Origin of the sequence: Proteus columbae, from assembly GCF_002777965.1 — a bacterium.
Taxonomy (GTDB): Bacteria; Pseudomonadota; Gammaproteobacteria; order Enterobacterales; family Enterobacteriaceae; genus Proteus; species Proteus columbae.
In genome coordinates this window covers 1-16,907 of sequence record NZ_NGVR01000021.1, presented here as the reverse complement: position 1 = coordinate 16,907, position 16,907 = coordinate 1, and the positions used below count along the sequence as shown (strand labels likewise).

The following is a 16,907-nucleotide window of genomic DNA, read 5'->3' as shown; positions in this document are numbered from 1 at the left end:
TTAAAATTTACTTAAATGTTATTTTGAGAAGCAAAAAATGAAAATACCCACCTGTATAAGATGAGTATTTAAGATTTTTATAAGAATTTAACGACGAATTATAATAAATCCGCAATCATTTTCTCTAATTTTTCCTGATCGACAGCAAATTTGCGAATACCGTCAGATAATTTATCTACTGCCATTGGGTCAGCGTTGTGATCCCAATAGAATTGAGCTTCAGTGATAGCTTCTGGACGCGCTTTCACTTCACCTTTGTAAGATAATTTATGTTCAACTTCACCTTCAGCTTCTGATAATTCTTTTAACAGTGCTGGAGCAATAGTTAAACGGTCACAACCTGCTAATTCTAAAATCTCACCCATATTACGGAAGCTTGCGCCCATAACAACAGTGTTATAACCGTGTTGTTTGTAATAGTTATAGATTTCAGTAACAGAAATCACACCTGGATCTTCAGCAGGAGCAAATTCTTTTTTATCTGTATTGGCTTTATACCAATCCATGATACGACCAACAAATGGAGAAATCAGGTAAACACCTGCTTCAGCACATGCACGCGCTTGAGCGAAAGAGAACAGTAAAGTCAGGTTACAGTTGATACCTTCTTTTTCTAATTGCTCTGCGGCACGGATCCCCTGCCAAGTAGATGCTAATTTGATAAGAATACGGTCGTTACTGATACCTGCATCATTATAAAGTTTCATTAAATGACGTGCTTTTTCGATACACGCTTGTGTGTCGTAAGAAAGACGTGCATCAACTTCTGTTGAAATACGACCTGGGATCAGTTTTAAAATTTCTAAACCGATATTTACAGCCAGTTTGTCGCAAGCATCAACGATTTGTTGTTCACGAGAATCGCTTTGTGAACGAGCCCATTCAATCGCTTCATCAATTAATTTACGATATTCAGGAATTTGAGCTGCATTTAAAATTAAAGATGGGTTGGTAGTTGCATCTTGTGGCTGATACAGTTTCATTGCTGCAATGTCACCAGTGTCAGCAACAACAGTTGTCAGCTTACGCAAAGAAGTCAATTTGTTGGTCATTTTGTTTATCTCATCTACTAGGTAAATCTGTTTGCAGTCACCTGCGGATATCTATTGATAATAACATGGACTGCTCACACTACAAGACGCTTAGATTCATACAAAGCAATTATTTGAATGCCAAACGTTTTCGCAAAACAAAAGCGGAAAAAAACAGAAGAAAATCACAGGCTGAATCGTTTAAATTGTCGAATTTTACGACAAATAAGAGAAACCATTGTTTTTTCCTATTACTATAATTTAGTCTTTAAACGAAAGAATTTGCTATATTTGGTCAACATTAAAATAACGTATCGAGGGAATTATGCTAATCACCATTTCACCAGCAAAAACACTGGATTTCGAATCGCCTTTAGCAACAACGCACTTCACCCAACCTGAATTGCTAAAACATTCCCAACAACTTATCGAAGAATGTCGAAAATTATCATCAAGCGATATCGCAAGCTTAATGAAAATAAGTGATAAACTTGCAGGATTAAATGCCGCTCGTTTTGGTGAATGGCAACCTAATTTCACACCAGAAAATGCACGTCAAGCTATTTTGGCATTTAAAGGTGATGTTTATACCGGAATGCAAGCTGAGCTTTTTTCTGAAGATGATTTTCAATTTGCACAACAACATTTACGTATGCTTTCTGGCTTATATGGCGTACTACGTCCTCTTGATTTAATGCAACCTTATCGTCTTGAAATGGGAATAAAGCTAAAAAATAAAAAAGGAAGCGATTTATACCAATTTTGGGGAAATACCATTACAGAAACGTTAAACAAAGCACTTGAAGAACAAGGTGATAATGTTTTAATCAATTTAGCGTCTGATGAATATTTTAAATCAGTCAACCCGAAAAAACTCAATGCTGATATTATTAAACCTGTTTTCCTTGATGAAAAAAATGGCAAATATAAAGTTATCAGCTTCTACGCTAAAAAAGCCCGTGGATTAATGAGTCGCTTTATTATTCAAGAAAAACTGACTAATAAAGTACAACTGAAAGAATTTGATCTTGAAGGCTACCAATTTAATTCAGCGGAATCTGAAGGAAATACCTTAGTCTTTAAACGTGCAGAATCACTGGCGAAATAAAAATATTAACTCTTAGCTATCAATAAAAACAGCACTAAAATCAGTGCTGTTTTTATTTTGAAACTTAAAAATGTTTTGTCACTAGTGATAATGGTGACCATGTTGGAGATGGAATAAATTCACTACCTTGCATTGTTGTCAATTGTTGCTCATTAAACTGAGCCATTTCTTGAATAATAGAAGCGAGGGATTGCATTGAAAGTGTATTTTCTGTTTTGATAATTGTAACCGAGTTATTCGTCTGATTTTCTTTTGTTTTTAGAGTTAAAATAAATTGGCCATCTTCTGTCCTATACTGCCAATCGTCACCCACTTGAGAAGAAATGAGTTCATCTTGTGCAGATAATCCTGAAATAAAAAGTTGGCTATTTTCACCTTCATCATAAACAGTAACTTCACCATAGCGTTTTTTTACAATATAGGTATTACTACCGCCTCCTCCACTTAAATAATCGTGACCTGATTCAGAGATCAAAAGATCATTCCCACTTCCAGCATTGAGGTTATCATTTCCCTCTCCCGCAATTAAAATATGATGCCCGTGATTAACGACAATATGATCATCCCCTTTTCCGCCATCAAGAACCGAACTACATTTATTATGATTAACAACGATGTCATCACCTTCCATTAATTCAAGAATAGGCAAATGTTCAATTGATTGATGGTGTGGTTTCTGTTGAGCCATTAAAATAGATCTTAACAAAGAGTAAGATGAATCAAGCGAATAAGTCGATAATGTCTCTTTATTTAAGATCAGTGACTCTGGGATCATAAGCACATTATCTTCTTTATTTATCACCACATTTAGATCCGCAACTGGCATAAGTAAGCCTTGAGAATTTTCTTTTGAGGGAAGTGTAAAAACCACATTGTCTTTATCGATAACACGAATTGTCATATCAGAATTATAAATCGTATCAAGATCATATGGTTCGAAAATCAGTTTTACATGACCATCCGGATGATAACGATGTGATAGAGTTCCATGATTAAATACCAAATCAAAACCACTGATATCAGATAGAAAGAAATCACTTATACTGTTTGACAATATTCCATTAATATTATTAGAAAGCGAAATTTTAATTTCATCACTCTTATTTTTTGCCAAATAAGTTTTAATTTGATAACTATCATGACCAGCGCTTAATTTAATAAATGAATTAGGTGTAACACCTAAGTAATGATTATCCATTTCATTTCCATGAATAGAAAATCGTAATTGTTCACCAGAAGAAAAACCACTGTATTGTAACTGGGGCAATAATGTGATTATTTTATTATAATCCGGATATGAAAGAGATAAAGAGTGGTTATTATCATCAATACAAATTTCTTTAATAAGATCCTCATTTTGATTGTATGTCTCTAAATAGCTAAATTTATATAGCACATTATCTTTAATCGTTTTATTTTCATTTACTGTTAAGAGAAAACCATCTAGCGTAGTTAAAGTATATCTATGTGCTAACATATCATTTTCATGGTAAACATTTCTTAATGTTATAGAGTGATAAATTAATTCATCATTTTTATTTCCATCATTCACTTTTATATCAAAAATAATATCGTTTCCTCGACGGGAAATAGCGACAATTTCATCAAAATGATAGTTTAACCGTACAATACTCGATTCGATCTGACTCACTTCATTAATAATTGTTTCAAATTGAATATGATAATCTTTATCTAAAGAAGATCTTAAAATAACATAGCTATCATTTCCCTCACCACCTTCAGCATACCCCTCTTGTAAAACCAGTGTGTCATTTCCTCCTAATCCATATAATAAATCAGCACCGCCACCACCATCTAAATAATTATCTTCTTGATTACCAGAAATAATATCGTTGCCAAATTCACTACCAATAACATTTTCAATATTGTCTAAATAAGCAATTACTTTTTGATCTTGTAAAATAATATTAGGCATAGAATCAACTAAATTTTTTGAATAAAGATATCCACTTTCTTGATAAAGAAAAAGTTTTGAATGGAAGTTTTGGCTATTGGTTTGCTCTTCTGAGTGCTTAAATTTGACGTAATTATCTAATAAATTAACGTCATAACCTTGATATTTATGTGTTGTTTTTATAATACGCAGTGTATCATTTCCTTCTCTACCATAAAAACGACTTGCATAAAGTGGAGACTCCGAGGTAAATAAATTAAATATATCCTCTTTACTCCCCCCACTTAATCTCTTCGTTCCATTATAGATATCAAAGACATTTTTCGTATTTGAAGGTGCAGCAATGATATCATTACCATTATAAGTATTGAAATGAAACACTTCATTTTCACTCCAACCTGAGGAATAATATTTTTTATTCTGATTTAATTTTATTAAACTCTGTGATAAATCCTCAACACCTAATAAATTGATTACATTTTCTCTGTTTGTTATTATATTTTTAAAAAAATCACTATCGACCATACTATCAAAAATAGGAGAATCATCATCCGAAATAATATCTAAAGTATAAGGTTTTAATTCATCAACATAAAAATCGATATCAAAAATAATTGTTTCATTCGTAGCAATCGCCTCTTTAGGGAGATAGTATTTATACTCTGTTTTTTCCGCGCGTAAATGATAAGAAAGTGAAGCTATTTTTTCAGCCACTTCTTGACTGATATTTTGAGATATTCGTTGAGCAACATACTCTCCTAATGGATTTAAAATTGAATCTAACGTTTTTCCCATTAAGTTAGGTATAACTTTATAATAATAATATTCTTGGTAAACCTGCTTTTCATTTGTATAAAAATAACGGCTTTGATAATTTTGTTTTTTTATCTCATCAAGATAATTGACTGCATTTTTGTCAACCATCTCTTCTAATTGTGTTTCTGTTTCTAAGTAGGTGATTTCATTCTTTTTATTTGGCAATAAATCTCCCATTAAGAAAGCATAAAAACCATTATTAAGTTCTTCTAATGGTGTAAAATTTACCTTTATCTTTGCTTCTTCAATAAGCCTTGCGGCATTATAAATCGATGTTGCAAGCGCAATAATTACACCCGCCACAATACCAATAGGACCGGCAATCGTTGAGCCTGCAAGCATTGCAATAGAAACTCCTAGCGTAACCAACCCAGATACGATAGCAAAAGTACCATTAACAATATAATCAATACAGCGAGCATCATTACTTTCACTAGAAATTCGGCTAAAATTATCATAAGAATTATAAATATCAAATCCAATAGAAAGGATATTAAGTCCAATACCTATCTTTGTAGTTATTTTACTCACATATTCGAGTGGATTATGGCGATATTTTAATAATCCTTTGGCTAATATGATTTCAATCACTTCAGAAAATCCATTATAAGCCATTTCAGACCACATAATAGCAAGGTTATTAATGATCTCTTTTCGCTCTTTAGGTGCTAATAATGGATTATTAAGTTGCTCAGCGAGCATAAATGTTGAGTTAATGGATTGCCACATACCGTAAGTAATGTTCGCGTAACCAATCTTACTAATTATCTTCATGTGTCGAGGAATGGTTAATGATGGTTTTCTTAGCATATCCCAATCTTGAGCTTGATATTCTTTGTTACCTAATTCAGTCAATTTAGCCAATCTTTCTGATGCAGCTAGATAATCAATTCTATTTGTATCACTAGAAATTAGATATTTAATTTTATCTTTTTTATTATTTAATAAATAGCGAAATAAAGAAATGAGTGATTTGTCTTTTTCATTTCCTGATAGAGATAAAAAATAGTCATTAAGGTGATAAGGATCAAATGTGAGTTTTAACTCCCATTTATTGATTTTATTGAAGTCAATTAGCTCAATACTTTTCCCATTAATTTTTGCACCCAAATTAACTAGTACTTGTTTATCAATAGAGAGATTATTTATTTTTATTTTATCATTCGTGATAAATGAATGACTATTTATTTTTAAAACATCTAATTGATTTAACTTATTCGCTTCCAACAATGCCTTAAATGGAGACAATGTTTCAGGTATTAGTTTATGACTAATCATTGTTATAATATTTTGAAGTGAATTTATTATTTTTTTATAATTTATAAAACTAGATATATTTTCTAATAAAGTATGATATAAAATACCTTTTTTATTTGTATCAAAAAAAGAGGATAGCAATTCTTTTGATATATTACTTAGTTTTTTTATTAATGTAGGATTGTCATAAATTGTATGAATAACTTCAATGACTTGCTTTGTCTTTTCAATTAATGTCTGATTCTCTATTTTTAATAAATCTAATGACTGCCACTGTTCAAATGTAATATCGCCTATTAAATATTGATTAAATTTATTACTCATCAGCGGTTCATATATTACTTGTGTTAGTTTATTTTCTAATTTCCGTTTATCTAACGTGTTAAAAAAAATAGACAATGTATCAGAATATTGATAACAAGCTTTTTTTATTGATATATCACCACTAATAACATCATTAGTAATACGCTTTAATTCTTTTTTATAGTATTCAATATTAATGGTATCTACTTTATTGATAATAGAAGCCATTTTATCGACACTTAAATTATAGCGATTTAATTGAATATAATCTAAAATATCAGACAGTGTTATTTTATCTGAATAATCAGGAATTATCTTTTTTATATCCTTAAAATAACCTAATTTAAACTCTTTATGTTCTCGATAATTAGGATATAAATAAGAAACAATTTGATAGATTTCTTTTGCAATATGATTATTTTTTTTACTTATTTTTTCTTTATTTGAAATAACTAGATCGATTTCATTAATAATGACATCAGAGGTCATTGCACTCGCAAGTAGCGGCTTATCGATATACTGTCGTTCAATAATCGGTTTAACAATCATATGGTCCCGTAAAAGTGAAATTTTATTATCAATAATCTGGTAAATCGGCATATTTAATCGTTGAGCAATACCTTCAATAAAAAAATCACCCGATTGGTAACTTAATAGTTTTTCTTTTTTTGCAAGAATGATTGTTCTTTCATTAAAAAATTGATTTTCAATAATAATTCGTTGTAATAACTCAACATCATTTTTTTGTTTAATAAAAGTTTGATGATAAAGTGTATTATCGTCACGTCCTGTTGCAATAACTCTTATTTTATTTTTTAAACAATAATCAATAAAATTATTTATTTCTGGTTTTTCATTTAAGTAAATAGTTAGATCTTCACTTTTAACACCATTATAAAAATATATCATAATGTCATCTTGATAGTAAGAATTTATACTATCAATAATAATATTATCAATATTATCCCTAGTGAAAAAGTTGTTATCAGAAAATAAAAATCTTAAGTTATCATTATTATCATCAAATAACAGATAGCTACAATCTATTTCATTTTTATTTTGATTAAGTGACTTTTCTAGAAGAACAGCAGGTTCATGTTCATTAATATAAAAAACACTTGGATGGTATCCATGATTTCTTTCACTATAATGATTAACAAAATAACTTTCTAGTTGATTAATCTCATGCACTATCATTCTATTAGTAAATTGATTATTTCTAAAAAGATCAAAATAGAGGTCACTATAATTACCCTGTTTATCTCCTTTACTAGTATCTATTTCTATCTCTATTAAATTAAGTAATTTATTGATATACTTATCATTTCTGTACTCTGATAACTTTTTATAAGTTTCTTTTAAATGTAATTTATTTTCTCCTGATATTAAAAGTGTATTTTTTAACTCAGGTATATTAATGTTATCTACTATCTCTGTGGCATATAGATAATGACTTTTTAACTCTATAGTATAATCATATCCATAAATACCAATACTTCTATTTTCATCTAACGACAAATAGGGACTTTCAATAATTTGATTATAGATGAAATTGCTCAGGCCATGAGTACCATCACTGATTTCGTTTACCATTAACTGATAAAACTTTGCAGCAACTAAACTGTTTTTTCCAGCTAATTGGATAAGTTTTTCTTTTCCATAATTTAATCTATCGTAAAATAATTTATCTTCTAACTTAATTTTTATTTTACTTAAAATTTCAGAAATTGATACGTTAGTATTATCATGATTAAATGATTTTATTTTATCAAGTAGAGAAAAACTAGCTATTAACTTATCAAAATAAATATTCCCTTCTAATTTATCTATTAAAAAAACAATTTCTTTCAATTCTTTCGCTTTTTTTCCTTTAGCTAAATAACTGTTTATTTCAATTAAATTACGGTAGTAAATATCATTAAATTCAATATATCCATTCTTTTTCTTAATTTCTTTAAATTGATTAAATTCAACCAACTCAATATTAATACTATCATCATCTTTCTTATTTAAAATAATTTTACTTGCTTGATTATCCTCAAGAATTTCATCAATATAATGCTTAACTAGATAAATGCCCTCATCAACATGTGAATTTTTCACAACAACTTCTATTAAAGAATTCTCTTTCTTAAGCTCAAGTATAAGATCTCGCTGCTCACTATAATGAATAATACGCCCTGTAATGTTTTCTTTAAATGGCAGTGCAAATCCTATTTTTTTTATATTTTCTGCAATACCTTTATTGGTAATAATATCACTATTATTCCATACGCTTTGATAATTAAACGAATTTGTTTTTTTATACTCATCAAAAATAATGTATTTTTTGTCTTCTGCCTCATGGGCGCCATAAAAATCCATTTTATTTTCTAAGGCTTCTTTTATAGATAAAGAGTCGGAAAACTCAAGTAACTCATTATTTGAATCGAACAATGTTAATTTATAATTATTTTCAGAATATTTTTTATATGTAATTGCGATGGCATGATCTTTAAATGCAATAATAGCATAATAATCATTATAGTCTTTTATTATACGATCTATATAAAGTTTAACTTCTTTTTTGTCAAAATTAATATAATTAACATTCTCTTCTCCCAATCCTTTTTTATTTAAAACTTCACTATACTCGTTTGATTTTAATGAATCAAAAACAAAGTATTGAGCTTTCCCATATAATCTTTCCCGTTGAAAATGTTGAGCAAAAATAATATTTTTTACTTCTTTTATTAAATTTAATATTTCATATTCATTTATACTATTAAATAAAACCGCGTCTAATTTATTGGGTATAATTTCCTTTTCATTTTTATAAGAAGAGACATTCTCTTTTAACCAAAAAAGATATTTATTTCCACCTTCCAAACCGCTGTTTCTAACTTCCAATAAATAACTTAAGCTTAATCCGTAACATAATCCAGCAAGAGAGTGTATATGACTAAAATCATAATTCGTTTCTGTTGAAGAAATAAGATTAACTCTACTCATGATCTTTTCTAGCGGCTTTAGTAGATCTAAATATTGTGAAAATTTTTTTACTACATCTCGTCTCATTTTGGTCATAAACCAACCTGTACCGACTCTGTAAATCAAATGTTCTCCACTTTCAATTATCTGATTATATTTAGATTTTGCAGTCGAAAAGGCTTCTTCGATATCATCAATATAGATATGTAATACTTTCTCCGTTTTTTCTATTTTATTTCTAATAATAAAAATATTTTTATATGAATAACTTTCATTTAATTCAATAGTAGTGTATTCATTAATATTTATTTGTTTCTTTTTCTTAATATCATTAATTATTTCCATAATAATATCTTTGTGATTTACTTTCCAACTCCCTGTATGATTAAAGTAACTAACGTACTCTTTTCTATTATAAAAACGATAATACAACAAATCGCTATTACTCTTATCACTTATAATATTACAAACTTTATTTATTAGCTCACTTTTATTATTAAAAAAAATAGCATATCCATCAAAGTTAATAATTTTAAATTTATCATTTTCACTATCTATTTGTATAAACACCTTGTTATCTTCAAACTCTAGATAGTAATCACCAGATAAATTATTCTGAATTAACAATTTTAATCGTTCTTTTTGTATTTTATTGGGTTCTCTGCTCGCTAATTTAGCGCTATTAAAAAACAACCCCTCTATACTTGAATTAATTTCTTTTCTAATAAAATCAATACTTTTTGTAAAATCAGTTTTATGATAGAGCAAGAAATTGTTATCTATTTTTTCTAAGAATTCATTTGCAGCATATTCATTTTCAGAGATAAAAATAGCAATATAATTCTCAGTTAATATCCTTTTCACAGATTTTATCTTAAAAAATAGTTCTGAATTATTTTCTTTTATATGGTTTTCTATTTTTAACACAATACTATTAATATTATCTTTGAACGTTATTTCTTTGAATCCATTCATATTGAATTTCCTTATTTCTAATTAATTTACTTACTGGAAATAAAATATATAAATTGATTTTTATTTTTTAAATACTGATTTTCCTATTTTTAGATAAAAAAAATAGCCCAACATTTTGTTGAGCTATTTAATTAAATATATATTTAATTATTTAAAGTAATTGTTATTTAGGTGCCCTTTCAAGCAAAAATGCACGTAGTTGAGCAAAATCAGCAGGTAAGAAATGTGAAAGTAATTCTTTATCTGCACGCTCAGCAAGCTCTTTAGGTAATGGTAATTCGCCACCTAAAATACGTTCAACACTTTCTTTAAATTTCGCAGGATGAGCGGTTCCTAAGAATAAACCATATTCACCCTCTTGAAGTTCATCGCGTAGTAAACGATATGCAATTGCAGCATGAGGCTCTGAAATATAGCCTTTCTTCGCAAGTTCACGCACCGTTTCTTCTGTTGTTTCGTCACTCACTGAACCATGAGCAAGGTCAGAAAGATCCCAACCTTTGCGGCGATACAATTCTTCAATACGTGGCCAGTTATTTGGTTGGCTAACATCCATTGCATTAGAAAGTGTTGCAACAGTGCGGTGAGGTTCCCATTTGCCGTTATCTAAATAACGAGGAACGGTGTCATTCACATTGGTTGCTGCAATAAAACGCTTAACAGGTAATCCCATGGACTTAGCCAATAATCCCGCGGTTAGATCACCAAAGTTACCACTTGGTACTGAAATCACTAGATGCTCATGTTTTTCAGCAGGGATTTGTGCAACCGCTTCAAAGTAATAACAAATTTGAGCAAGTAATCGGCTGATATTAATGGAGTTCGCTGAATTCAAATACATTGTTTTCTTTAAGAACTCATCATCAAAAGCTTGTTTTACTAATGATTGGCACGCATCAAAATCATCTTTAATTGCAACAGTGTGAATGTTTTCACCTAATGTACAGAACAGTTTTTCCTGTAACGGGCTAATTTTGCCTTCAGGGTAAAGAATAACAACTTGTACATTTTCCAATTTGTAGAAAGCATGAGCAACAGCAGCACCAGTATCACCCGATGTTGCGGTTAAAATAGTAACAGGTTGGTTGCCAGCAACTTCTGCCAACATTTGCGCCATAAAGCGGCCACCAAAGTCTTTAAATGCCAGTGTTGGGCCGTGGAAAAGCTCTAAACAACTCACATCATCTTCAACTTGAGTTACTGGTGCAGGAAATGCAAATGCAGTGCTAATACGTTTTGATAATACATCAGCAGGAATTTCATCCCCAATAAAGGCCGTTAAAATACGGCTACTACGTGTTGCAAAATCAAGTGCTAATAATTCATCAATTTCAGCTTTAGAAAATGACGGTAAGTCTTGTGGAAAAAAGAGTCCTTGCTGTTTACCCAAACCTTGTTTTACTGCTTGAGCAAAACTGACTTGCTCTTGATTATCTTTCAAATTATATAATTTCATGACTTACCCTATCTCTCTTGCGCCACGTGTATCTAAACGGCAAATATGCACAAAACCTTCATTGTTTTGTACGTAATTTTGTTTCAGCCATTCGGCCATCTCTTGTGCGATTTCTAATGAATCAGTAATCGTAAAAATGGTAGGCCCTGAGCCTGAAATGCCACAAGCTAATGCACCTTTCTTCTGCGCAGCCTCTCTGGCTTTTTCAAATCCCGGAAGAAGTTGGGTGCGATAAGGCTCAGCAATTACATCTTGCATCAGATTAGCGGCTAGCCCTGATTGCTGAGTATGGCAAGCATGAATAAAACCAGATAAATAACGACCGTGGTTAATGATGTCTGCTTTAGAGTATTGTTTTGGTAAAATCGCTCTAGCTTCTGCTGTAGAAACTTTAATTCCCGGATATGCCATAACCCAATACCAATCATCAAAGGTTGGTACAGACTGACAAATGATGCCATTTTGTTCCAAAATCAGCTGTAGTCCACCTAAATAGCAAGGTGCAACATTATCATAGTGCACACTACCTGAAATACGTCCTTCAAGCTCGCCCATCATCAGCAGCAATTGTCTCTCACCAAAAGGCTTTTGAGCAAATTCATTAAGCGCAACTAATGCAGCAACAACAGAACAAGCACTTGATCCTAAACCAGAACCAATCGGCATATTTTTTTCAAGTGTCATTGCAACAGGAAGTTCTTTGCCTAACTTTTCACAAAATAGCTGCCAACATTGATACACGATATTTTGCTTAGGATCTGAAGGTAATTTGCTAACAAAGTGCCCTTTACTTTCAAGTGTAAATGCCGAAGCTGCTTCAACGGTGACACAATCACCCAGTAATTGCCCATCAATAGGTGAAACTGCTGCGCCAAGGACATCGAATCCGACACTCACGTTGCCTATTGATGCCGGTGCATAAACTTTAACCACGCTTAAACTCCCAATTTCCATGATAAGGTACGTAATACATCTGCAAACACCCCAGCAGCAGTAACATCATTACCAGCACCATATCCACGCAGTACCAATGGAATAGGTTGATAGTAGCGAGTGTAAAAGGCTAAAGCATTTTCACCATTTTTCACTTTAAACAGAGGATCATTTGCATCAACTGCCATTATCTTAACTTGGCATTTTCCTTCATTGATGATGCCAACATAACGTAGTACCTTACCTGCTTTTTGTGCTTCTTCGACTTTAGCATCAAATTCAACATCAACTTGAGGTAAACGGTTTAAGAAGCTTGCTACATCACCTGAGCTATCAAATGAAACAGGCAGTACAGGCTCTACATCGATATCACTTAGTTCTAATTCATAACCCGCTTCACGCGCTAAAATAAGCAGTTTACGCGCAACATCCATACCGGAAAGATCATCACGCGGATCAGGCTCTGTAAAACCTTTATCTTTTGCTGAAAGAGTCGCTTCAGATAAGCTTTTACCTTCATCTAATTGACCAAAAATGTAAGATAATGATCCTGAAAGAATACCATTAAATTGAACTAACTCATCGCCTGCGTTTAGCAAGTTTTGTAAGTTTTCAATAACTGGTAAACCCGCCCCCACATTTGTGTCATACAAGAACTTACGGCGTGAAGCTTCCGCTGCTTGTCGAATTTGATAGTAATAATCCATCGACAGCGTATTCGCTTTTTTGTTTGGTGTAACCACGTTAAAACCATTTTGTAAGAAATTTGCGTATTGTTGCGCAATTTCTTCGTTTGATGTGCAATCAACGATCACGGGATTTAAGAAGTGGTACTCTTTTTCTAAACGAATAAGTTGGCTAAAGCTAAAAGGCTCTTTAGCTTCTTTTAAGGCATGTTGCCAATTATCTAAATCAATACCTTGCATATCTGTCAGCATTGCTCTTGAGTTAGCAATACCACATACACGAAGATCGATATGCTTATTTTTCAACCATGCTTGTTGGCGATGAATTTGTTCGATTAATGCACTGCCAACACCACCAACACCGACAATAAAGACTTCAACAATTTGGTTGGTGTTGAAAAGCATTTGATGGCATAAACGCACAGCATTGGTTGCTGAATCATTAGCAATAACCGCTGAAATTGAGCGTTCTGAAGAACCTTGAGCAATAGCAACGATATTAATATTGCCACGAGTTAATGCAGAGAAGAATCGCGCTGAGATCCCTTTTAAAGTACGCATACCATCACCTACAACGGAGATAATAGCGACGTTTTCCATGATATCTAATGGATCAAGTACACCATCTTTTAATTCTAAATAAAATTCATCTGATAAGGCTTTTTGCGCTCTAATAAGTTCTTTTTGCGGTACACAAAAGCTGATGCTGTATTCAGAAGAAGATTGTGTAATCAGAACAACAGAAATACCCGCTCTTGACATAACAGAGAACACACGAGCAGCCATCCCCACCATACCTTTCATACCAGGGCCTGACACGTTGATCATCGCCATATTATTAAGGTTAGTGATCCCTTTAACTGGTGTACTATCATCTTTTTGACCATCACCAATTAATGTACCCGGCGCATCTGGATTGCCTGTATTTTTTATTAAACAAGGAATTTGGAATTGGGCAATTGGAGCAATAGTGCGAGGATGAAGTACTTTAGCACCGAAGTAAGAGAGCTCCATCGCTTCTTGATAAGACATGCCTTTTAACAGACGTGCATCAGGAACTAAACGAGGATCACAAGTATAAACGCCGTCAACATCAGTCCAAATTTCACAGCACTCTGCACGTAAGCAAGCGGCTAACACAGCAGCAGAGTAGTCTGAACCATTACGGCCTAATACCACGAGTTCATTCTTTTCATTACCCGCAGTAAAACCTGCCATTAAAATTATATCGTCTTTTGCAATATTGAGTTCTAAGATGCGGCGAGTAGACTCAGGAATATCAACTGTTGATTCTAAATAATGACCTTGTGCGAGTAAATTTTTGACCGGATCGATCACGGTGACATTATAGCCACGAGCCTGTAAAACAGATCCCATAATGGCAATAGAAAGCTTTTCACCACGACAAATCATCGCTGCATTGATGCTATCAGGGCATTGGCCTAATAAAGAGATCCCGTGAAGGATATGTTTGATCTCTGCAAATTCACGCTCAACTTTATCTTTTAAGCGCTCATAATCAAAACCAGGTTGTTTTTCTCTTAAACCTTGTAATAAGTTGGCAAAAATTTGCTCGGCTTCTCGTACTTGAGTGAGAGGATCTTCGCCTTCTGCCGTTTTTTCAATCATTGCAACCAAGTAGTTAGTTATCTTGGCTGGTGCTGATAATACAAGAGCGACTTGTCCTTGCTCTCTTTTTTTCTCAGCGATATCAGCAACATTCAGCACACGCTCTGCGTTGGCAACTGAAGTTCCCCCAAATTTTAACACTCGCATACAGCTCTCCTGATTTTTCACCCAAAAAAAAACCCGCATTTCTCAATGCGGGCTTTTTCGATTTTCGTTTTTTATATGCGACAGCCCGCCCCGCAATATAAGATTCCGGTGGTGGTGGTAATAATTGTCATTTTAGCTGGGCTGTAAATACGCATAACTATCCTGTCTGTCTCAAATTTAGTTTGACTATATACTGGTTAAAGCAAAGCGAGAGAGATGTCAAATTTTTTCTTTTTTTTCACTCAAAAATAAACTCGACTTAAATGAAATTTATTCGAACCTTACTCCTATTGTAGTATACATATTGCTATCACAAAGGGATAAACAAAGAAAATAAAGCTACCATTTTAGAGTTATTTGGGGATTTGTACTTTTATAAGGAATAAGGTATTTTATGCTACTTTAAATTGTGTAACAAAACTGGAAAAAAAAATAAACCCCACTATATTTAACATATATTTTTCTTTTACATTACATAAATCAAATTATATAGTTAACTATTGAAATCAAGGTTAAGCTGTTATCTTGATTTTGATATGTGTCAACAAAAGTTAGCTTTTTAGATGGTATTTAATACAACTGGTGTTATATTGCTGTTAATAGACTATGGGCGTTTTGCATTCTGATTTTAGCGTCCATTATCAATTAAAATTGCAAGTTTTGTAATAACGTGATGGTTATTTATCGAATTTCAATCTGGGTCTAGTTTTTACGTGCTAATAACAAAAATGAATAACCACACAAGCGCACACAGAAGTTAAACACAGATTTCCTTTTTCTATTTTTGGTAATTTTAGGTAGCAAATATGCAAACCCCGCACATTCTGATTGTTGAAGACGAAGTTGTTACTCGTAATACCCTGAAAAGCATATTCGAAGCTGAAGGGTATATCGTACACGAAGCCACTGATGGCAACGAAATGCACAATGTTCTATCTGATCATGATATTAATCTGGTCATTATGGACATTAACCTTCCTGGTAAAAACGGGCTGTTACTTGCTCGTGAATTACGTGAACAGGCAAGTGTTGCATTAATGTTCCTAACGGGTCGTGATAATGAAGTTGATAAAATCTTAGGCCTAGAAATTGGTGCCGATGATTACATTACTAAACCATTTAACCCTCGTGAATTAACGATTCGTGCACGTAACTTACTGTCACGTACCATGAATTTAGTTAATGGCACAGAAGAACGCCGTTTAGTAGAAAGCTATAAATTCAATGGTTGGGAGCTTGATATTAACAGTCGCTCACTAATCAGCCCTGCTGGTGAACAATATAAATTACCACGCAGTGAATTTCGTGCGATGCTACATTTCTGCGAGAATCCAGGAAAAATCCAAACTCGTGCAGAATTACTGAAGAAAATGACAGGCCGTGAACTGAAACCTCATGATCGTACTGTTGACGTAACTATCCGTCGTATTCGTAAGCATTTTGAGTCAACACCAGATACACCAGAAATCATTGCAACAATTCATGGTGAAGGTTATCGCTTCTGTGGTGATTTAGACGAGTGATTTGATCCAATCTCAAACACTTAACTAATAAAAAACCCCTGAAATTGAACTGACCCCAGTTTATTGGACAGTTTAATTTAGTTAGGTAAAGACTGAGTTCGGTATTGAACTGGACTCAGTCCTTTTAATTTTATCTTGATCCGTTCCGTATTGTAATA

The 16,907-nt window shown here is 32.4% G+C and carries 8 protein-coding genes and 1 other annotated feature; of the genes, 2 read left to right on the top strand and 6 right to left on the bottom strand.

Translation table 11 applies throughout. The features are described 5' to 3' along the window. Nucleotides 1–98 precede the first annotated feature (98 nt). Nucleotides 99–1,052: a transaldolase gene (tal, locus tag CBE70_RS09565; RefSeq protein ID WP_088493764.1), complete on the bottom strand. Its 954-nt coding sequence runs from the start codon at nucleotides 1,050–1,052 to the stop codon at nucleotides 99–101. Nucleotides 1,053–1,356: 304 nt separating this feature from the next. Here tal and yaaA point away from each other — a divergent pair, with 304 nt between their 5' ends. Next, a complete protein-coding gene (yaaA, locus tag CBE70_RS09560; RefSeq protein WP_100159170.1) occupies nucleotides 1,357–2,139 on the top strand; it encodes a peroxide stress protein YaaA in 783 nt (260 codons plus the stop codon). Between the two features lie 64 nt (nucleotides 2,140–2,203). On the opposite strand, the gene CBE70_RS09555 is transcribed toward yaaA, so the two are convergent. The 4 genes from CBE70_RS09555 to thrA form a co-directional block, all read right to left on the bottom strand. After that, a complete protein-coding gene (locus tag CBE70_RS09555; RefSeq protein WP_100159169.1) occupies nucleotides 2,204–10,375 on the bottom strand; it encodes an RTX toxin in 8,172 nt (2,723 codons plus the stop codon). Between the two features lie 163 nt (nucleotides 10,376–10,538). Beyond that, nucleotides 10,539–11,831, bottom strand: a complete 1,293-nt coding sequence (thrC, locus tag CBE70_RS09550) for a threonine synthase (protein ID WP_100159168.1) — start codon at nucleotides 11,829–11,831, stop codon at nucleotides 10,539–10,541. A 3-nt stretch (nucleotides 11,832–11,834) separates the two neighbouring features. Further along, nucleotides 11,835–12,785 (bottom strand): homoserine kinase, encoded by a 951-nt coding sequence (thrB, locus tag CBE70_RS09545; protein WP_100159167.1) that lies wholly within the window; start codon nucleotides 12,783–12,785, stop codon nucleotides 11,835–11,837. Next, on the bottom strand, nucleotides 12,767–15,226 hold the full coding sequence (thrA, locus tag CBE70_RS09540; protein WP_100159166.1) for a bifunctional aspartate kinase/homoserine dehydrogenase I: 2,460 nt from the start codon (nucleotides 15,224–15,226) through the stop codon (nucleotides 12,767–12,769). The genes thrB and thrA overlap by 19 nt, the downstream gene beginning before the upstream one ends. A gap of 22 nt (nucleotides 15,227–15,248) precedes the next feature. Further along, nucleotides 15,249–15,369 (bottom strand) — a sequence feature (Thr leader region). A gap of 663 nt (nucleotides 15,370–16,032) precedes the next feature. On the opposite strand from thrA, the gene arcA reads away from it, so the two are divergent. After that, complete coding sequence (gene arcA / locus CBE70_RS09535; RefSeq protein ID WP_006535263.1) at nucleotides 16,033–16,749, top strand: two-component system response regulator ArcA; 717 nt, start codon at nucleotides 16,033–16,035, stop codon at nucleotides 16,747–16,749. 77 nt (nucleotides 16,750–16,826) lie between these two features. Here the strand turns inward: arcA and CBE70_RS09530 are convergent. Then, a partial coding sequence (locus tag CBE70_RS09530) for an IS3 family transposase (RefSeq protein WP_157926006.1) occupies nucleotides 16,827–16,907 on the bottom strand: 81 nt, incomplete at its 5' end.

Coding starts and splice junctions, on each gene's coding strand:
- tal (WP_088493764.1), bottom strand. CDS start 1,052: ATGACCAACAAATTGACTTCTTTGCGTAAGCTGACAACTGTTGTTGCT.
- yaaA (WP_100159170.1), top strand. CDS start 1,357: ATGCTAATCACCATTTCACCAGCAAAAACACTGGATTTCGAATCGCCT.
- CBE70_RS09555 (WP_100159169.1), bottom strand. CDS start 10,375: ATGAATGGATTCAAAGAAATAACGTTCAAAGATAATATTAATAGTATT.
- thrC (WP_100159168.1), bottom strand. CDS start 11,831: ATGAAATTATATAATTTGAAAGATAATCAAGAGCAAGTCAGTTTTGCT.
- thrB (WP_100159167.1), bottom strand. CDS start 12,785: ATGGAAATTGGGAGTTTAAGCGTGGTTAAAGTTTATGCACCGGCATCA.
- thrA (WP_100159166.1), bottom strand. CDS start 15,226: ATGCGAGTGTTAAAATTTGGGGGAACTTCAGTTGCCAACGCAGAGCGT.
- arcA (WP_006535263.1), top strand. CDS start 16,033: ATGCAAACCCCGCACATTCTGATTGTTGAAGACGAAGTTGTTACTCGT.